This is a genomic window from Chitinophaga sp. YR573, assembly GCF_900110995.1.
Lineage (GTDB): Bacteria > Bacteroidota > Bacteroidia > Chitinophagales > Chitinophagaceae > Chitinophaga.
Genome location: NZ_FOJF01000001.1, coordinates 367,623 through 387,561, shown reverse-complemented (window position 1 = coordinate 387,561; position 19,939 = coordinate 367,623). Strand labels below are relative to the sequence as shown.

13 protein-coding genes are annotated in these 19,939 nt (G+C 43.9%); 6 read left to right on the top strand and 7 right to left on the bottom strand.

Annotated features, from left to right (window positions below; all coding sequences use genetic code 11):
• The first annotated feature begins 8 nt into the window (after window positions 1-8).
• From BMW86_RS01685 to lpdA, 3 genes are all read left to right on the top strand, one after another.
• A complete protein-coding gene (locus tag BMW86_RS01685) occupies window positions 9-2,546 on the top strand; it encodes an FtsK/SpoIIIE family DNA translocase (protein WP_089778356.1) in 2,538 nt (845 codons plus the stop codon).
• 81 nt (window positions 2,547-2,627) lie between these two features.
• Window positions 2,628-3,293, top strand: a complete 666-nt coding sequence (locus tag BMW86_RS01680) for an outer membrane lipoprotein periplasmic chaperone LolA1 (protein ID WP_089778354.1) — start codon at window positions 2,628-2,630, stop codon at window positions 3,291-3,293.
• 92 nt (window positions 3,294-3,385) lie between these two features.
• A complete protein-coding gene (gene lpdA / locus BMW86_RS01675; RefSeq protein ID WP_089783516.1) occupies window positions 3,386-4,792 on the top strand; it encodes a dihydrolipoyl dehydrogenase in 1,407 nt (468 codons plus the stop codon).
• 182 nt (window positions 4,793-4,974) lie between these two features.
• Here the strand turns inward: lpdA and BMW86_RS01670 are convergent, their stop codons facing one another.
• Complete coding sequence (locus BMW86_RS01670; protein WP_089778352.1) at window positions 4,975-7,728, bottom strand: S8 family peptidase; 2,754 nt, start codon at window positions 7,726-7,728, stop codon at window positions 4,975-4,977.
• 378 nt (window positions 7,729-8,106) lie between these two features.
• Here BMW86_RS01670 and BMW86_RS01665 point away from each other — a divergent pair, with 378 nt between their 5' ends.
• The gene (locus BMW86_RS01665; protein ID WP_089778350.1) at window positions 8,107-8,949 is read left to right on the top strand and encodes a M57 family metalloprotease; all 843 of its coding nucleotides are present in this window, start codon (window positions 8,107-8,109) and stop codon (window positions 8,947-8,949) included.
• Between the two features lie 71 nt (window positions 8,950-9,020).
• On the opposite strand, the gene BMW86_RS01660 is transcribed toward BMW86_RS01665, so the two are convergent.
• Window positions 9,021-9,917 (bottom strand): class I SAM-dependent methyltransferase, encoded by an 897-nt coding sequence (locus BMW86_RS01660; RefSeq protein WP_089778349.1) that lies wholly within the window; start codon window positions 9,915-9,917, stop codon window positions 9,021-9,023.
• An 86-nt stretch (window positions 9,918-10,003) separates the two neighbouring features.
• Window positions 10,004-11,551: an acyl-CoA mutase large subunit family protein gene (locus tag BMW86_RS01655; protein ID WP_089778347.1), complete on the bottom strand. Its 1,548-nt coding sequence runs from the start codon at window positions 11,549-11,551 to the stop codon at window positions 10,004-10,006.
• A gap of 109 nt (window positions 11,552-11,660) precedes the next feature.
• Between BMW86_RS01655 and BMW86_RS01650 the strand changes: the two genes are divergently transcribed.
• Window positions 11,661-12,590, top strand: coding sequence for a M23 family metallopeptidase (locus tag BMW86_RS01650; protein WP_089778345.1), 930 nt, complete (start codon window positions 11,661-11,663; stop codon window positions 12,588-12,590).
• On the opposite strand, the gene BMW86_RS01645 is transcribed toward BMW86_RS01650, so the two are convergent.
• The 4 genes from BMW86_RS01645 to BMW86_RS01630 form a co-directional block, all read right to left on the bottom strand.
• A complete protein-coding gene (locus BMW86_RS01645; RefSeq protein WP_089778343.1) occupies window positions 12,591-13,115 on the bottom strand; it encodes a DUF7935 family protein in 525 nt (174 codons plus the stop codon).
• Between the two features lie 124 nt (window positions 13,116-13,239).
• A complete protein-coding gene (locus BMW86_RS01640; RefSeq protein ID WP_089778341.1) occupies window positions 13,240-14,442 on the bottom strand; it encodes a pyridoxal phosphate-dependent aminotransferase in 1,203 nt (400 codons plus the stop codon).
• Window positions 14,443-14,590: 148 nt separating this feature from the next.
• Window positions 14,591-15,301, bottom strand: coding sequence for a DUF4397 domain-containing protein (locus BMW86_RS01635; RefSeq protein ID WP_089778339.1), 711 nt, complete (start codon window positions 15,299-15,301; stop codon window positions 14,591-14,593).
• A gap of 33 nt (window positions 15,302-15,334) precedes the next feature.
• Window positions 15,335-16,534 carry a serine hydrolase gene (locus BMW86_RS01630; protein ID WP_089778337.1) on the bottom strand — a complete coding sequence of 400 codons (1,200 nt, stop codon included), beginning with the start codon at window positions 16,532-16,534 and terminating at the stop codon, window positions 15,335-15,337.
• 217 nt (window positions 16,535-16,751) lie between these two features.
• Between BMW86_RS01630 and secDF the strand changes: the two genes are divergently transcribed.
• Window positions 16,752-19,919, top strand: coding sequence for a protein translocase subunit SecDF (gene secDF, locus BMW86_RS01625; RefSeq protein WP_089778335.1), 3,168 nt, complete (start codon window positions 16,752-16,754; stop codon window positions 19,917-19,919).
• Window positions 19,920-19,939 lie beyond the last annotated feature (20 nt).

Below are 19,939 nucleotides of genomic sequence, written 5' to 3'. Positions count from 1 at the left end.
CTATAATTATGTCTAGGAATAAACTGAAAACTGAGAAACCGGAAAGCAAGAAACCTCGTGGTAATGACCCCAATGTACTGAAACAGGAGAAGGAAGCTGAGGTAAAAGTAAAGGAGCTGGTAAAAGATGAGCGCACCCACAAGGTAATGGGTGTGATATTGCTGTTATTATCACTCTATTGCTTTATTGCCTTCACCTCTTATCTGTTCACCTGGGAAGATGATCAGGATAAAGTTTTCCGTTATGCTGCCAGCGTTTTGTTCATGGATGATCTGAAAGTGGAAAATCTGCTGGGCCGCCTGGGAGCCTTTGTGTCTCACTGGTTCATTTATGGCGGATTCGGTGTCGCCTCCTATCTCTTCTGTTACCTCTTTTTTATACTCGGAATGAATTTTATTGTTGGCCGTCGCGTATTCCGCATCTGGCGTAACATAAAATATATCATGTTTGGCCTGCTGTTCATCAGCACGGCCGCTGCTTTCGTTACCGGTATGGCCGGCTTCCCCTGGGGAGGGGCACTTGGCGATGCTGTAAGTAAATGGATCACAGGATTCCTGGGTAAAGCCGGAGCCGCATTATTACTGCTGGTAGCAGGCTTCGCCTGGATCATCTGGAAATACAACCTCGATTTCAAATGGCTGATGGAACGTAAACCTAAAAAAGTAGCCATTGAGGAAGATGAAGAGGATGAGGAAGCAGCAATTCCGGTAGTTGCTGATAACAAACGCAGAAACGGCCTGAAAGGTAATGGGGTTGTAGTGATCCCGCCAACAGATGAAACAGAAGAAGAGCCTGAAATGCAGCTGGTAGTGAAAAATATCACGGTTATTCCGCCAGCAGCTGTAATAGAAGAAGAGGAGGAGGAAGATGAGGAAGAAGCTGGTCCATTACTTTATATAGAAGAAACGGTAGAGCAAACATCATCCCGCAGAAAGAATAACCAGCCCAACGAAGTGGTTTTTGAATTAAAACCACCTGTAGAAGAAGCTGAAGATGACCTTGCTCCGGATGAACAACCTGCTACAGGTCCATTACAACTGGACCCTTACGATCCTGTCCTCGATCTGAGAGATTATAAATATCCCGTTCTGGAATTGCTGGACAACCACGGTACAGAAAAGATCGTACAGGATACTTCTGAACTGGACAGAAACAAGAACCAGATTATAGATACGCTGAAGAACTACGATATTTCTATCCAGAAAATAAGTGCAACAGTAGGCCCTACCGTTACACTCTACGAGATAGTACCCGCTGCCGGTGTACGTATTTCAAAGATTAAAAACCTGGAAGATGATATCGCCCTTAGCCTGTCAGCTTTAGGTATCCGTATCATTGCACCTATTCCCGGTAAAGGTACCATCGGTATAGAGGTACCTAATGTAAAGAAGAGTATCGTATCATTAAGAAACCTGCTGGCTTCTGAAAAGTTCCAGCAGAGTACCATGGATTTACCAATAGCCATTGGAAAAAAGATTGATAACGAGAACTTTATCGCAGACCTCGCCAAAATGCCCCATCTGCTCATGGCAGGAGCAACAGGACAGGGTAAATCTGTGGGTATCAACACCTTATTAGTATCATTATTATATAAAAAACACCCTTCTCAACTCAAATTTGTACTGATAGATCCCAAAAAGGTGGAGTTATCATTGTATAAACTGATAGAGAAACACTTCCTGGCGAAGTTGCCCGGAGAAGAAGATGCCATCATCACAGACATTAAAAAGGTGATTCACACCCTCAATGCCCTCTGTATAGAGATGGATATCCGTTATGATCTGCTGAAGGAAGCAGGTTCCCGTAACATCCGGGAATACAATGCTAAGTTTACTCAGCGTCGCCTGAATCCTGAAAAAGGACATCGTTACCTGCCATTTATTGTGCTGGTAATAGATGAGTTTGCGGATCTGATCATGACAGCCGGTAAAGAAGTGGAAATGCCTATTGCCCGTCTGGCCCAGCTGGCCCGTGCTATTGGTATCCATCTGATTATCGCCACTCAGCGCCCGTCTGTAAACATCATCACAGGTACTATCAAGGCCAACTTCCCGGCCCGTATAGCGTTCAAGGTATCTTCCAAGATAGACTCCCGTACCATCCTGGATATCGGCGGTGCTGAACAGCTGATAGGCCAGGGGGATATGCTGGTGTCCTTCAACAGCGAACTGGTACGTTTGCAGTGCGCATTCGTAGATACGCCGGAAGTGGAAAGAGTAGCAGAATTCATTGGAAAACAGCGCGGATATCCGGAAGCCTTCCTGCTGCCGGAATATGTGGACGATAAGGATATGGAAGGGAAGGAGATCAGCCTGCAGGACAGAGATACCCTTTTTGAAGAGGCTGCCCGCATCATTGTGCAGAACCAGCAGGGATCTACCTCACTCCTGCAACGCCGTATGAAACTGGGCTATAACCGCGCAGGCCGCCTGATGGACCAGTTGGAAGCAGCAGGTATTGTAGGCCCCAACATGGGTAGTAAAGCCAGGGACGTACATGTGAAATCAGAGTCTGAACTGGAGGAAATACTCGATAGCCTGGGCTAATTGGCTTTATATTAACATTGTAAAAACGTATCGGCATAACATTTGTCTTAAAACAACTAGTAAACTAAAACTTACAAAGCGATGAAGAAAATTATATTAATGGCCATGTTGACTGGAAGTGTAGTAATGAATGGCATGGCGCAGGCTAGATCTTTAGGAGTAAATGATCCTAAAGCAAAATCAATCCTGGATAATGTGAGCAAGAAATTTTCAACGTTAAAGTCTGTCGTAGCCAACTTCGTTTTAAAGGTTGAAGGGGCTAATAACAGTGTTACTGACTCAAAGAAGGGTACTGTATACCTGAAAGGTGCTAAGTATAAAGTAAACCTGGACGGACAGGAAATCATCAGCGATAACAAAACATCCTGGACATACGCAAAGGATGCTAATGAAGTAACAATCAACAATGTAGATCAGAATAGCTCTGCTTTAACGCCTGCTAAACTGTTCACCAACTTCTACGATAAAGACTATCTCTACCGCCTCGATGGTGAATCCAACGAGAAAGGTAAAGTGCTGGAGAATATCGAAATGACGCCTACAGACAAATCCAAGAACATTTTCAAGGTAATTGTATCTGTAGATAAGAAGAACCAGAGCATTTCCCGTATGAAAGTGTTCGAAAAGAACGGTAATCACTACACATACGAGATCACCAGCTTCACGCCAAACACTAACCTGACAGACGCTACCTTTACCTTTGATGCTAAAAAGTATCCTGGTGTGGAAGTAGTAGACCTCAGATAAAAAATATTAATAAGATATAAGATAGGCCCACCCGTTTGGATGGGCTTTTTTTATTTACTACCTTTGGCAAGTTTAAATTAAAATTAAGCAATATGGCATACGACGTAATCGTAATTGGCAGCGGCCCTGGTGGATATGTGGCTGCTATCCGTGCTTCTCAGCTGGGATTTAAGACGGCAATCGTGGAAAGGGAGAGCCTGGGCGGTATTTGTTTGAACTGGGGTTGTATTCCCACAAAGGCATTATTGAAGTCTGCGCAGGTATTGGAATATATACAACATGCCAAAACTTATGGTATTAACGTTGGCGAAGGTAGCGCCGATTTTGATGCGGTTATTAAACGTAGCCGTGGTGTTGCAGATAAGATGAGCAAGGGCGTTCAGTTCCTGATGAAGAAAAACAAAATTGATGTACTGCTTGGTTCCGGTAAGGTAAAATCCAAAGGACAGGTAGAAGTAACCGATAAGGATGGTAAGGCAGCTTTACACGAAGCTAAATTCATTATCCTGGCTACTGGTGCCCGTGCCCGTGAACTGCCTAACCTGAAAATAGACGGTAAAAAGGTAATTGGCTATCGCGAAGCAATGGTATTGCCTAAGCAGCCTAAATCCATGATCGTTGTAGGTTCCGGTGCAATTGGTGTTGAATTCGCGTACTTCTACAGTACCCTGGGTACTAAAGTAACGATCGTTGAGTTCCTCCCACGTATCGTTCCTGTTGAAGATGAAGATATCTCCAAAGAACTGGAAAAGATCTACAAGAAGAAAGGCATTGAAATAATGGTGAATTCTTCTGTAGAAAGCGTAGAAGCAAATGGCGAAGGTGTTAAAGCAAAAGTAAAAACAGCTACCGGTGAAATCACCCTGGAAGCAGATGTTGTACTGAGCGCTGTTGGTATCGCTGCTAATATAGAAAACCTGGGCCTCGAAGCATTAGGTATCAAAACTGATAAAGGAAAGGTATTGGTAGATAAATACTACCAGACTAACGTTCCCGGTGTATACGCTATCGGTGACATGGTTCCTGGTCAGGCACTGGCTCACGTTGCCTCTAAAGAAGGTATCATTTGCGTAGAAGCAATTGCATACAACGAAAAGAAATATGCACACAAGCCAGAACCAATCGACTATATGAACGTTCCGGGTTGTACGTACTGTGCGCCTGAAATTGCTTCTGTAGGTTATACAGAGAAGGCTGCTAAAGAAGCTGGTTACGAAGTGAAAGTGGGTAAATTCCCATTCTCTGCTTCCGGAAAAGCATCTGCTGCAAGTGCAACAGAAGGTTTCATCAAAGTAATCTTCGATGCAAAATATGGCGAGTGGTTAGGTACACACATGATAGGTGCCAACGTAACGGAAATCATTGCTCAGACAGTGACTGCCCGCAAACTGGAAACTACTTATCAGGAAGTACTGGACTCCATCCATCCGCACCCAACCATGAGCGAATCTGTAAAAGACGCGATCGAGGTTGCTTACGGAGAAGCTATCCACCTTTAATAGTACATTCACTAAATACAGAAGTCCCGGACAAGCGTCCGGGACTTTCTTTTTAGACTCCTTTAAGAATTCTGTAACAAATCCTTTTACTCTCCATAATAGACTCCGTCAGGAGTCCCGTGTTTGTAGATAAATCTACATATATCTCAAGCCCGACTCCGTTAGGAGTCCCCTATAACAAACTATTGCTTAACCACCTTCTTTGCTGTTATTTTCTTTCCGTCCCTGAACAAAACGACCGTATATATTCCTGCCGGCAAATCTTCTATCCACAAACTCTCCAGCTGATCCTGCAATAATTTATTCAATACCAACCGTCCGCTCATATCATACATCTGCAATTGCATGCCATATAATTCTTTACTCAGTACAGATAATGTACTATGCACCGGATTAGGGAAGAAGAGATACTGCTGATCATTCAATGAATAGACAGGTACAGGATCTGAATAGATGATCTTCCCATCATCTGTTACCAGTTTTACCCTGTAATACACCAACCCTTTTGGTGCATGTTCATCCAGGTAAGTATAATCAACTCCTGTTATCAACTGATCGGAGATATCAACATAATCACTGCCTGCTAAGCGTTGCCAATACAAATGCTGCAGTTTATAGACCGTTCCCAGATTAAGCGACAATGTCACAGTCCCATCTGCATTCAGGTCTGCCAGCAGATTTCTGAAATAACATCCGGTACCCTGTACAGTATAATTCGTTCCGTAACTCTTTAACCCGATCCATCCATCTTTATGTACAGGACTAACTGCGAAATAAGGAGAACCTCCGCTTACTGCAAGAAAAGTGTCTGTAGGTAAAGCATAAGGATTGAGGTACTGTTCTCCCAGATGATATACTTCGTAAGCTGAAGCATCAGAAACAGAAGACCAGTAAATGAAAGCGCTATCTCCGCAATCATATCCTGTTTGTAAGGTAAGGCGGGGGGAAAGGAAAAAAGTGTCACTGATGAATGAGGTATCAGGCATCGTAAACTTTAACAACGCAGCACTGAACAGAGAAGGCACTGCCCAGTAATAAAGCCCGTTTTCAGCCCCAACAGACGATACTAACGGATTCCAGGTAATACCACTGTCGATACTGTAAGAAAGGTCGCCTTTGCCTGTTATATTGCTTTGCCAGCGCAGGGGGAGAGGAGCGTTTCCTCCCGCATATAATACTTCATGGGCTCCGGGATTCAACCACTCAAAATGATGGGAGGGCGTCCATTGATATACTACGTAAAAAGTCTGTCCCGCAACGGGGCTGTGCACATGAATCTGCAAATCCCCGGCTACAGGATTATCAATAGTTACCTGCTCTATATTATTCAGACTATCCCGCCCGCGTTTTGCTGCTGCCCCCAGTGAATCCGGGGAAGGGGCAGCACTTAGTACCCATGGTGCATAAGTTTGTCCGGCAGCATCTGTGACAGATAAATCAAGATCATTCACTAAAGCTTTGGACGCATTCAATGCCGCTACCGGATCATTCCAGCAAAGTGTTACATGTAATTGTTCCATCCCCGCCGGAACATGAACAGTAAATTGCTGCGAACCACTGCCCTTTATAAACTGTGCTGCAGATAATGTATTCAGTGCATCCAGTGCATGTAAGCTACCATACCCGCTTTTATAACTTAAAGGAATATGGTCCACCTTTACGGCACTGTTAATCAGTAATGCTTTTACCAGTGCCGCAGAAGGCGCACCCCCATATTTCTGCTTATATGCATCCTGCACAAGAGCGGCTACACCACTGGTGATTGCTGACGCACCAGAGGTGCCATCAATGCCAAATGCTACCAGCTCCGGCTTTACCCGTCCGTCATAAGCAGGGCCCCGTGAACTTAATGAAACAACATGTAAGGAATCATCAGTGCCACCTGCTACAAGCACATTTTTTGCCTGCTTAAAAGTACCGGAAAGATTTGCATACCCGTTGATGCCCTGGTAAATGCCGCTGGAATCAGTAGCCGTACCTATGTTTCCCGAAGAAAAAACGTGTAGCAGTGTATCAGTGTTATACACCTGTTCATCATATGCTGCTGCTTCCAGTCCATAATAATTTTCTATTCCTGTACCATAGGAGTGGTTTTGTATAGTGATATCAAATTGCTTAAAATAGTCCGGATCTTCCGGCATCAGGCTTATATTAAAATCTGCAGAAGTAAATAGTACGGCTGGTGCAGCGCCTAAACTCTTTGTGCCTGTATTTCCCGCACCGCCAATCATCGTAGCCATTATAGTAGCATGAGAAGAGCGCTGCGTAGCAGCGAAGGAAGATGGAATATAACGTCCTGTAAAATCAATATCTGTTGTATCTAATAAATCTTCTTTTAATGATACGGTGATATTTTTACCTCTTACAGAAAGATATTTTTGTTGTGCAGTGTTTACTGCATTTGCAGCAGGATCTGAATTGTTGATCAGTATTTCTGTATGTGCTTTTCGGATACAATCTAAAAAAAGTATATCCGGTTGCGTTATGAAATTATCCCAGTCTTTTTTCTGTACACTTACACGTAATACAGAACCATACTGAGATATTACACGGCAATAATTTAAGGAAACATTACGTACACCGGCCAGTAGTACAAGACTATCAGACATAACCAGTTGTTGTAACAATTGCGCACTCGCTTTCCAGTTGTTATTTGCAGGATAGTTATAAACAACTTTACGTTGTAAGAGTGTATCAAAATCAACCCGGTTTAAAATATAATGAAACGGACTCAGAGTTTTTATGATGCCATAATTTCTCACTGCATTACCGGGATTTACGCTGAATTTCACCAGATAATAACGCAGTGAATTACCCGTACGTGCTGCGGTATCAGCAGCTGCATACCTTAGTGCAACGCTGTCTGGTGGCTGCACTTGCCTTGCTGATATATTTTGCCATAATAAAAGTGAGAACAAAACAAAGATTGTTTTCATAAAGATTTTGGGTTGACATATTTTGCTTTTAAATCTACAATTTTTTTTTTGGTATCCGGGAAAGTTGTAATATTGATTTGAGCAACTGAAATCTAAACGTCGAATATTTGACCCGAAGAGAAATCTTACAACCTGGTATGGCCAACCAGTACTAAACCTGAAACATAAATTTCCGAAAACCCTGTAATGACACAGTATTAGCACTATTACTGTACGTCATACACAGCACTATTAAAATCATGAGCAATAACTGTCAGCGTTAGCTGTATTTACTGATGAATAATGTCTATACGTCGGCATCGCCGCTGCGTATCTGCATTTATTTTCAGCTTATCAGCTAATAATATCCTCATTTCTTGAAACCCAAATCTAAATGTAATGCGCAAACAAACATTCACAGCCTTGTTTTGCCTCGTAGCAGGCATTTCTGTCGTTACTTTTTATTCTTGCCAAAAAGAGAAAGTAGCTAAAACACCCGAACAAACTGCGGCTATTCCACAAGCAGTTTTAAACCAGATCAGCAGCCTCGGATTCAGTACTGCTGATGTACACACATTTGGTGATGATTACCTGGTAGAAGGTGACATCCGCCTTTCCAAAGAAGATCTTAACAAAGGCTTCAGCGGCCCGGTGCTGCGTGTTGTAGATGCTGAACAGTACAGAACTACAAACCTTGTAACAGGTCTGCCACGTACTATTACTATCAGAGTAGCAAGCAGTCTGGGTACAGCTTTCGTATCAGGTACAGACCTGGCTATCTCACGTTATAATGCACTGGGACTGAGCATCACGCTCCAGCGTATTACCAGCGGTACAGCAAACATTACTATCTCTGGTTTTAATGAAGGCCCAAGCGGTGGTTACATTACTTTAGGCTCTTCAGGATTCCCTACAAGCTCTGGTAATCCTTACAGCTCTATTCAGATGAACACGAATGCTGCGGCTTATGGTAGCAACCCTAACGTTAACTATGTAGGTTCTGTAATTCAACACGAATTAGGACATTGCTTTGGCTTCCGTCATACAGATTATTACAACCGTGCTATCAGCTGCGGTGGTTCTGCGTCAAACGAAGGTTCTGCCGGTATAGGTGCTATCCTTATTCCTGGTACACCATCTACAGCAACAAATGCTGCAAATTCATTCATGCTGGCATGCTCTAACGGTGGAAACCGTACGTTCAATTCCAACGATATAGTAGCACTGAACTATTTGTATTAGTAGATAAGATCCCTTATTGGCTGATGCATGAGCAAATGGTCGATAGTCTCCGGACTATCGGCTATTCCCATTTAATCTGCTTTACATTCATACACTACAGAACTACATCTGTCCACATCTTTCAGTCCTCTTCTGTAAGAAGCTAAACCATGTAAGAATCCGGGTATCAGACGACTGCGTCCTGTCTTGTATTTCTCACTCAGCAAACTCACATAAAAACCATCAAACACCATGGGGTGTTTTTTAACAATGCGGATTTTGTGTTGTTTTAATAACTGCTCCATAGAAGAAGGGGAGAAGTGATAGAGATGACGGGGTACATCATAAGCTGCCCAGTAAGCGCCGTAATGCTCCGCATCGGGAGAAGTATAATTTGGTACTGCTATCAGTAAAGTACCTTCCGGTTTCAGTAGAACACGGATCTGTTGTAAATATTCATTTAATCCATGTACATGTTCCAGTACATGCCACATGGTAATGGCATCATATTGTTGCGCCGGTAAGCGGAATAATTCAGAAGATGGCAAAGGTTCTATGCCATACAATGTCTTTGCATTATGACGTGCATTGTCATCCGGTTCCAGCCCTGTAATTTCCCATCCTGCCAGCTTCATATAATGAAGGAAAGCGCCTGTACCACATCCGATATCCAGTAAATTACCCTGCTTGAGACCTGTACCGGCCTTCACCCAGTTTTGTTTGGAACGTAAAGTGATCTTCCTTACGCTATGGTATAAACGGTTTATTAATCCTTTACGTGTTTCAGAATGCGAAATGTATTCTGCCGACTGATAATAACGCCCTATTTCCTGGTTATTAGGAACATTCTGTGTAAAACGCCCGCTGCAATGCCCGCAATGAAATATGTCAAAAGATTCCAGGGATACAGTGTAATCCTTCGCAGTCAGTACCTTGTGTATATTGGACGACCCGCATACCGGGCAAGTGTTATGGTAGATAAAAGACATGGCCTAAAAATAATACGAATTTTAATACTATCAAGAATGTTCATACATATACCTGATACTTTCTCAAATGACACTCGTCATATTTTCTACCTGTGTTCTCCCCATACTTTACGTAAAGTATCGGCAATCTCACCCAGTGTACAATAGTTTTCTACCGCTTCCACCACAATAGGCATCAGGTTCTCCGTGGTATGTGCTGCATTTTCCAGTCGCTGTAAAATAGTCTGTACCATCTCGTTATTTCTTCTGTTCCTCAGCAATTGTAATTTTTCTGTCTGCACCTGCCGGATACTGTCATCTACCCTGAATAACTCGGGAGCCACTTCTTCCGGCACCACAAATTTATTCACTCCCACAATCACCTTCTTGCCATTCTCCACGTCTTTCTGATATTGATAAGCACTCCTTGCAATCTCATCCTGTACAAATCCCTGCTCAATGGCACTTACAGCCCCACCCATTGCGTCTATCCGGTTAATCAGCTCCCAGGCCTTGCCTTCTACTTCATTCGTCAGTGCTTCTACATAATAAGATCCTGCCAACGGGTCTACGGTATCCGCAACACCACTCTCATACCCCACAATCTGCTGCGTACGCAGGGCTATACGCGCCGCTGCTTCTGTAGGCAGGGATAATGCTTCGTCATATCCGTTGGTATGAAGGGACTGCGTTCCGCCCAGCGTGGCTGCCAGTGTCTGCACCGCAACTCTCACGATATTGTTATGCGGTTGCTGGGCAGTTAATGTGCTGCCCCCTGTTTGTGTATGGAAGCGCATCATCTGTGCCTTAGGGTCTGTAGCCCCCAGAGATTGGGTGATATGTGCCCACATACGTCGGGCAGCCCTGAACTTTGCCACCTCTTCAAAAAGATGGTTATGTGCATTGAAAAAGAAGGATAAACGACGTGCAAATACATTAATATCCAGTCCTTTCTCCTGGGCAGCAATTAAATAGGCTTTTCCGTTAGAAAGGGTAAAGGCCAGCTCCTGTACGGCATTGGCACCCGCTTCACGTATATGGTAACCGGATATGGAGATCGTATTCCATTTAGGCACTTCCCGGCTGCAATAATCAAAGATGTCAGTAATCAGCCGCATAGAAGGTTTGGGGGGATAGATGAAAGTCCCGCGGGCAGCATATTCTTTCAGGATATCATTCTGTATTGTCCCTGAAATCTTTTTCAGATCAGCCCCCTGCCTTTTTGCCAGTGCGATATAAAGCGCCAGTAATATAAATCCTGTGGCATTGATGGTCATGGACGTAGTGATCTCTTCCAGGTTAATTCCCTGGAATAACCGTTCCATATCTTCCAGGGAATCTATGGCCACACCTACTTTTCCTACTTCCCCTTCGGACATCGCATGGTCAGAATCGTAGCCTATTTGTGTAGGCAGGTCAAATGCCACACTCAGTCCGCTTACACCCTGACTCAACAGATAATGATACCGCTGATTAGAAGCCTCTGCCGTACTAAAACCGGCATACTGACGCATCGTCCACAGCTTGTCGCGATACATGGAAGCATGTACACCACGGGTAAAGGGAAACTCCCCCGGTAGCTCGTTCATGGGAACTGGCTGAGTATATACAGGCTCTATCGTGATACCGGCATCTGTTTTGATAATATTTTCCATAATTTAACGCTTGTGGAATAATGAAGTAGCAGCAATGTTACATAATTATTACGTTATAGCTGTATCGGGTAAATAATTGATAATTTGCAGAAGATTTTTTAGATAAGCCATGTTCATTTACGGATTGTTATTGCTCACTTTCGCCCTGGCCCTGTTAAGCCTTTTCCAGTTATTTATTGCCGGTGGGACCCTTTTGCGGGATAGCTGGAGCCGCATGCTGCTGGCCCTTTCACTGGGTGTATTTATCTACCTGTATGGTACCTGGGTGTACCTTACTATACATGCAAAATACGCGTTTGGTATCTGTTTTCTGATCTGTCTACTGTCGGCGTTCTTCCGTAAAAAGAAACCCGCCAGGAAACCGCGGACCTGGAAAACCGGCGCCAATCTTATAGTTTCCGCTGTACTGATTACATTGAGTGTATTGTATTTTACCGGTACTACCGGTAAGGCAAAGACCATAGAACTTTCTTTCCCGCTCAGAACAGGGCGTTATTTTGTTTTACAGGGGGGCAAGGGTTTACCTACCAACCTGTTTCACTACAGCCTGCGCGGTGCTATTTACGCGATGGATATCGTAAAACTAAAGCCTAATGGCAGCAGGGGCAATGCTATTTTCAGCAAGCGCCTGGAAGACTATGAAATCTATGGCGATACGCTTTACAGTCCCTGTAATGGCCGTGTGGTAAAGGCTTATGGTGATAATCCGGATAATATCCCGCCCGATATGAGCCGTGGACCGCAGAACACCAATCAGGTATTGATTGAAACCGATTCCAGTTTTGTATTCCTTGCCCATTTGAAGAAAGGAAGTGTTATTGTAAAGCAGGGCGATATTGTTACCTATGGTCAGCCATTGGGTTGCGTAGGTAATTCCGGCTTTAGTACAGAACCGCATCTGCATATACAGGCGCACGTAAAAACACCGGGAGTACCCTGGTTTCAGTCGCCTCCACTGTATATTCACTTCAATAATAAAGGGTACTTATTGTACGAAGTAATAAGACCAAAGAGAGTGATGATGATCAATAAAAAGTAATCAGAATAATTTCTTTGCTTCTGCATTTAATATCTGTGAAGTCAGCTCAGAAGGAGAGTTCTCAGCCTGTAAAAAGACTTCCAGTATCTGTTTATTCAGGTCCATGGCAGTTGCATTTTCCGGCAATTGACTAGCCACCTGGTTGATGATAGTAATCGTTTGTTCTTTTAGTGTTTTAACCGCTTCCCAGGCTGTAGGGGAGACGTAAATCTGCTGGGCAACATTATGATCAAACTCCGCTTTAATTGTCTGTATGAGGCCAATCTGCATATCTGTAGCTGTGAGTCCCTGCTGAAATATCCGGCTGATCAGGTTCTGTAAGTTAATACGTTCCACCAGCAGTACCAGACGCTCATAGGCCTGTAACTGGAAAGGAAGAACAGATTTGTCGGTACTGCGTGCCGCTTCCGGAGCAGGAGTAGCTTCTTTAGGTTTGAATAAATCTTTTACAGCCATATACAGCACAAATAAAACACCTATAGCCAATACCAGGTAAAGCAATGTTTGAGAATCAGGAAGCGTCATGTAGTTCTATTATTTACAGGTGCAAATATATATAAATCAATTAATATGCTGCTATGGGCCATATGTTAAAAGAAATAAAAAAAGCTCCCGGCGGAGCTTTTTATTATATAGATAGTATATCTGTTTACACTAATTGTCCTAATCCTTTTGCCAGTCTCTTAATCCCTTCCTGCAGCTTTTCTCTTGAAGCCGCATAAGACATCCTGATACAATCGGGTTGTTCAAACGCCGAACCTGTTACCAGCGATACATTCGCCTTGTGCAGGAGATACATGCAAAGATCATCTGCATTATTAATAACCTCTCCCTCAAAAGACTTTCCAAAGAACGCACTCACATCCGGGAACATATAAAACGCCCCATCCGGCTCTATCAGCTTCAATCCCGGGATAACCCTTAAAAGGTCGTACACCAGTCTGCGTCTTTCCCTGAACTCCGCAACCATGGTATGTGCAGTACTCAGATCACCTGTCAGTGCAGTAACAGCTGCCCTTTGCGTGATAGAACAAGTGGCAGAAGTAAACTGGCTCTGTATATTTTCAGCAGCTTTGGAAACAGCTTTAGGGGCAGCTAAATAGCCAAGTCTCCAGCCGGTCATGGCAAAACCTTTACTCAGACCATTGATAATTATCGTGCGTTCCTGCATTCCTTCAAACTGCGCAATGCTCTCATGTTTACCTACATAGTTAATATACTCGTAGATCTCATCTGCCATAATGTAAATACCCGGATACCGTGCAAATACATCTGCCAGTGCTTTCAACTCTTCTTTGGAATACACAGAACCCGTAGGGTTACATGGAGACGAGAACATGAACAGCTTTGTCTTCGGCGTAATAGCCGCCTCCAGCTGTGCAGGTGTGATCTTATATTTATTTTCTATACCGCAGGGTACAAATACTACTTCGCCCTGGCAGAGTTTCACTAATTCGGAATAAGTTACCCAGTAGGGGGTAGGGATGATCACCTCATCGCCGGGGTTGATCACACTTAACACGGTGTTCGCTATACTCTGCTTCGCACCCGTAGATACGATAATCTGTTCAGGCGTATATTCCAGGCCGTTATCCCGCTGCAGTTTCTTTACCACTGCCTGCCGCAGGTCTGCATAACCTGCCACCGGTGTATAATGCGTAAATCCTTCATCAATAGCTTTTTTGGCAGCCTCTCTGATGTGCGCAGGAGTATCAAAGTCAGGTTCTCCTATACTCAGATCTACGATGTCTATCCCCTGGGCCTTCAGCTCACGGCTTAATTTGGCCATTTTAATCGTTTGCGGCTCGGATATCCTCGACAGCCTTTCTGCTAATTCCAATTGCTTCGTCATAATAAAAGTTTTATTGGGTTAACTGGAGACAAACGTACAATAAATTTGGAATCGAAATGTAAAGATTTGCAGAAAGCTAAATAGGAGAAAATGAAGAAGGGATAACGAAATACTCCGTTATCCCTTCTCTTATATTTTGATAAACAACTTAATAAAGACTCTGTACATAACCTACTACAGGCTTCAGCGGACCAACGCTGTCCTTCTGTCCTGCCAGGAAAAGAGTATATGCATACCCACCCTGCAGGATGGCAGTATTTAATGTAGCAAGGGCTGTCGTAGAACCAGCCGCTGTTACCTTAATGGTACTGGCGGAGGAAATACCGGACAGTGATTTAAACAGTGTACTTACGGAGCTGTTGCCCACATAAGTGAGGTTACTGTCTACTTTTTTATCTGATACGTACAGATCTACCGCACCGGAATTAGGGCTTAAGTTGAAAAACCTGATATTTACATTGCTGGTAGATATGCCGGTAAAATCATCATGGATCGGTTTAACATAGGCCGCAGATGAATCTCCGTAAGTTACCAGTGTATAATACTGCAGTGAGTCATACACCAGTGTGGAAGTAGCCCATACTGTTGATGTAGTTGTCTTCATAAAGTCGAACTTATGAACACCACCATATGCCTGGTAATTTCTACCGGCGAAACCCATCGTTAAAACAACACTTGTAGCTTTAGAGCCATTATCATAAAAGTCTACAGCAACACTGCTCACAATGCCATTAATAACGGCAAATGCGGCTACAGGTCTGGAAGGGGTTGTATCAACAGATTTCAAGCACGCGGTAAATCCGGTTCCGATTACCACAAGGGCTGCTATTGCCCATAAACGATTTGTTTTTGTTGCCATTACGCTCTCTTTAAATTAGTATTTGATGTTTGATTATTTGTTATAACTCATTCTGAACCGGGATAAATCCGGCAGATGTTCTCTCTTGCGTTGTAGTTCGTACTGGTAAATAATTGTACCTAATCTTTTCATAAAGGGTTCGCCCGTTGTTTCAAACTGATAATGTTCGTCACTGAGAATGCCATCCTCGTTTACATACATAGTGGCTGATAACATAAATTCTACCTTATTGTCAAAATCAACAATGTACGCTACATCTGTTAAGAACCCATATGCCCAGCCAGGTTTATTGAATATTCTGATATTGGTTGCTTCGTTTTGCTGCTTTTCCCGGCCAAACAACAGGAATTTCACGTAATTATGAGGAAAGGCTGCCGTATCATAAGAAGGATAGACAGACTCTTCCGGTTGCATTGACATACAATGATATAAAAATTGATAGTCGCCTTCCTTTAAACGGAAACGTTGTGCTTTTGTTACAGACTCCGGAAAAATTATGCTCCGTAACATCTGATGGAGGTCTGCCAGCGGTATCCTGTTTTTCATAGAAGCATCCATCGGACTATTCACAAGTGTGTGCTGATCATTGTAATAAGCGCTGCCCATCTGGTCGTGCCGGGGGGAGAAAGCCATTGAGCTGTAAAGGGCTGGTTGCTGGTATACCAGTTGCCCGTCTTTGCGGAAGGAGACAGCATTGGTATGGCGGTTACCTTCTGTTGATATGCCGCCCAAACCCACCCGGTGCCGGATCTGCGTATTGGGGTAGCCCTTTGCCCGGAGGCTTTTGTTAAAAGACTCCTGCCCGATAAACTCGTACAGCCTGTTAAAAGCATCATTATCACTCACCAGCAGAATCTTTTTAATATAATGGGCTACGGATGGCAGCCCGTTCTCCGCCGAGCTATCTGTTGTTACCGCCGGGGTGATACCAGCCAGACTATCCGTAAACATAGGTGTATTTCTGTCAATATGCAGGTCATTGAGTTTTTCCAGGGCCAGGGCAACAGCAGGTAGTTTCACTGTAGAAGCAGGGTAGAAGTACTCAGAAGTATCCGCCCGGAAGGAATAATCATGGAAATGCGGGAGGTTTTGAGCATCTCTTTCTATCCGGGTATAGATGATCTGCAACCGGTATTTGGCAGCTTCATTATATATAGGTGTAAATTCCTGTAAATGAGCTCTTAAAAGCGTATCTAAAAAAGAGTTTGCGGAAGGATAATTGGTGGATTGCATAAATTTATTAGTATTGCAGGCTGCAAGGAATAGAATCAACCAAAAAAAATGGCAAAAACGCATAACTAAAGGATTAATTATAAAAAGAAAAGTAAGATTAAGTGTTGATAATCAGTATTCTCTACCTTTTTTCTTTTCTATGTTCGCACGGCTTTAATATATCAATTTAAATTCTATCTTTGCAACTCTTAAAAATTTTTTATAAACCCGAAACAATATGCAACTTAAAGGACTGGTTAGATTTTTTGCCGGTGCATTGATCCTTATCTCTGTGTATTATTTGTCTTTCACGTTTTTGGTTCGCAACTACGAGAAGAAAGTAGATGCGCAAGCCTTGAACGACATCAGTAGAGCATTTCCCAGTGCCGAACAGAAATATCCCGGCAATAAGGAGCTGCAGGCTTTTTACCAGGATTCTCTGACTGAACTGATAAAAATCAGAAGGCAGAGACTGTTAGATAGCACCAGCAACAAACAGATAGCGGGTTTCCCATGGTATGTTTCCTATACCAAGGCTAAGGAAAGAGAACTGAACCTCGGACTTGATCTCCAGGGTGGTATGAACGTAGTACTGGATGTTAGTGTGGAGGATGTAATCCGTTCTCTGAGTGGACAGTCCAAAGATCCGGCTTTCAACAAAGCGCTGGAACTGGCAGTTCAACGTAAAAAGAACAGCCAGTCTGATTTTGTAACATTGTTCGGACAAGCATACGAAGAAGTACAGCCTGAGGGTCGTCTGGCTACTATCTTCGCGAATGCTTACCAGAAGGATATTAATTTCAACAGCAGTAACTCGCAGGTATTGACCATCATTCGCCGTGAGGCAAGTGCTGCCATCAAAAATACCTACCTGGTATTGCAGAAACGTATAGATAAGTTCGGGGTTGCTTCTCCAAACATCAGTCTGGACGAAAACAAAGGTATCATCTCTGTAGAGCTGGCCGGTGTTGACAATCCTGAACGTGTAAGAAGATACCTGCAGGCAACTGCAAACCTCGAATTCCGTGAAGTGTACAGGAATGGTCAGGATTTCGTGACCAACGTCCTGCAGCCTATGAATGAGGCTGTAAAGAACTCACTCAGCGGTAAAAAAGCAGTAGATACCACTAAGACAGATAGCACCGCTGCTGTTGCCAAAGCTGCAACGGATACTTCTAAAACCGGTAGCCTTGCGTCTTACCTGTCTAAAGACACTGGTAAAGCCAAGAATGCTGTTGATTCTGCCAAAGCAAAGGCAGATCTGGAAAAAGAAGCAATTGCGGCTAATCCGCTGTTTGCTATCCTGCATCCTTATATTACACAGGATGGTCGTATCATCCCAAGTTCTACTGTAGGTATGATCTCTCCGTCGGATACAGCTACTTTCAAACAGTACCTGCAATTACCGGCTGTAAGAAACATCCTGCCTAAAGACCTGGTATTCGCTTACGGTCCTGAAAATAAAGAAGACAAGCACGGTCCGCTGGAAGTGTTCGCACTGAAAATAAACCCTGCTAACCCTACTCCACGTGTGGGTGGTGAAAGCGTGGTAGATGCAAGACAGGACTTTGACCAGAACGGTAGCCCTGAAATCAGCATGACGATGGACGCCGTTGGTGCAAGGGAATGGAAAAAGCTGACCGGGGAACTGGCGCCTTCCAATCCTGAAGACCGCTCTACTTTTAACTACGTAGCAGTTGTGCTGGATAGCATCGTTTATTCCGCACCATCTATATTAAATGAAATAGCCGGTGGCCGTTCCTCTATCACGGGTTCCTTTACCCTGGAAGAAGCGAAAGACCTTGCCAACATCCTGAAATCCGGTAAAATGCCGGCTCCTGCCAAAATTGTCCAGGAAATGGTTGTTGGACCAACCCTCGGTGCTGAATCTATCGCCGCTGGTGCTAAATCATTCATGATCTCTTTCGTTGTTATCTTCGTTCTGATGCTGGTGTACTACAACAGCGCAGGATGGGTAGCTAACATCGCACTGATCCTGAACTTACTGTTCACTTTCGGTATCCTTGCATCGCTTGGTGCAACACTGACAATGCCTGGTATCGCCGGTCTGGTACTGACTATCGGTATGGCAGTGGATACGAACGTAATCATATTCGAACGTATAAAGGATGAACTGTCCCGCGGTAAATCTTACCAGCAGGCAGTAGAAGACGGTTACAAGAAGTCATATGCGCCTATCCTGGATGGTCACATCACTTCCCTGTTAACTGCCTGTATCCTGTTCTACTTCGGTCTTGGTCCTGTACTGGGCTTTGCTACCACACAGATCATCGGTTTGCTGTTGTCCCTGTTCTGTGGTATCATGGTTTCCCGTATCGTAACAGACTACTGGACAAACAAGAAAAGACACTTTGAATACTTCACTCCGATCTCCCGTAGGATCTTCAAACATGCTTCTTTCGACTTCGTAGGAAAAAGAAAGTATGCATACGTGATCTCTACTGTTATGATCCTGTTAGGTGCATCTTCCTTCTTCCATGGTTTCCGTCACGGTGTTGACTTTGACGGTGGCCGTAACTACACTGTCCGCTTCGAGCAGCCAATGAAAACGGAAGAAGTACGTGCTGACCTGGAGAAAATATACGGCTCTGAACCGTATGTGAAAACAATCGGTAACACCAACCAGCTCAACATCACTACCAACTACAAGATTGATGAACAGAGCCTGGCGGTGGATAAGGAAGTAAGTGAGAAACTGTATCAGGGACTAAAGAAGTTCTATGATCCTTCAGTTACTTACGAAGTATTCTCCAACCGTTATGTTATTGCTTCTCAGACAGTATCACCAACCATCTCGGACGACTTACGTGCGGGTGCGGTGAAAGCAACCATATTATCCCTGGTGGTAATCTTCCTGTACATCCTGATCCGTTTCAGCAAATGGCAATATTCTGTTGGTACTATCTTCTCCCTGTTGCATGACGTAATGGTAACCCTGGCTGTATTCTCATACTGCCGCGATATCGTACCATTTGCACTGGAAGTTGACCAGCACTTCATTGCGGCTATACTAACGGTAATCGGGTTCTCGATGAATGATACCGTGATCGTATTCGACCGTATCCGTGAATACTTCCGTACCGGAACTTTCAAGGGTGAAAGCAGAGACTTCGTGATCAACAAAGCCATCAACGCTACCTTAAGCCGTACCGTAATGACTTCCCTCACAGTGTTCCTGACCATCCTGATCCTGTTCATCTTCGGTGGTGAAGTAACCCGCGGATTCGCCTTCGCAATGCTGATAGGTGTGGTAACCGGTACTTACTCTTCCATCTTCGTGGCAGCACCAGTACTGGTAGACTTCGACAGGAAGAACAAGCTCTCTGACGAAAGCGATGCTATCGTTGCGAAAGTTGTGTCTGAACCTGCTACCGCTAAAAAGTAAGACTATCTTAAAATGTTTGA

What these genes read in the sequence shown, in the direction of transcription:
- BMW86_RS01685 (WP_089778356.1), top strand. Translation starts at nt 9, where the DNA reads ATGTCTAGGAATAAACTGAAAACTGAGAAACCGGAAAGCAAGAAACCT.
- BMW86_RS01680 (WP_089778354.1), top strand. Translation starts at nt 2,628, where the DNA reads ATGAAGAAAATTATATTAATGGCCATGTTGACTGGAAGTGTAGTAATG.
- lpdA (WP_089783516.1), top strand. Translation starts at nt 3,386, where the DNA reads ATGGCATACGACGTAATCGTAATTGGCAGCGGCCCTGGTGGATATGTG.
- BMW86_RS01670 (WP_089778352.1), bottom strand. Translation starts at nt 7,728, where the DNA reads ATGAAAACAATCTTTGTTTTGTTCTCACTTTTATTATGGCAAAATATA.
- BMW86_RS01665 (WP_089778350.1), top strand. Translation starts at nt 8,107, where the DNA reads ATGCGCAAACAAACATTCACAGCCTTGTTTTGCCTCGTAGCAGGCATT.
- BMW86_RS01660 (WP_089778349.1), bottom strand. Translation starts at nt 9,917, where the DNA reads ATGTCTTTTATCTACCATAACACTTGCCCGGTATGCGGGTCGTCCAAT.
- BMW86_RS01655 (WP_089778347.1), bottom strand. Translation starts at nt 11,551, where the DNA reads ATGGAAAATATTATCAAAACAGATGCCGGTATCACGATAGAGCCTGTA.
- BMW86_RS01650 (WP_089778345.1), top strand. Translation starts at nt 11,661, where the DNA reads ATGTTCATTTACGGATTGTTATTGCTCACTTTCGCCCTGGCCCTGTTA.
- BMW86_RS01645 (WP_089778343.1), bottom strand. Translation starts at nt 13,115, where the DNA reads ATGACGCTTCCTGATTCTCAAACATTGCTTTACCTGGTATTGGCTATA.
- BMW86_RS01640 (WP_089778341.1), bottom strand. Translation starts at nt 14,442, where the DNA reads ATGACGAAGCAATTGGAATTAGCAGAAAGGCTGTCGAGGATATCCGAG.
- BMW86_RS01635 (WP_089778339.1), bottom strand. Translation starts at nt 15,301, where the DNA reads ATGGCAACAAAAACAAATCGTTTATGGGCAATAGCAGCCCTTGTGGTA.
- BMW86_RS01630 (WP_089778337.1), bottom strand. Translation starts at nt 16,534, where the DNA reads ATGCAATCCACCAATTATCCTTCCGCAAACTCTTTTTTAGATACGCTT.
- secDF (WP_089778335.1), top strand. Translation starts at nt 16,752, where the DNA reads ATGCAACTTAAAGGACTGGTTAGATTTTTTGCCGGTGCATTGATCCTT.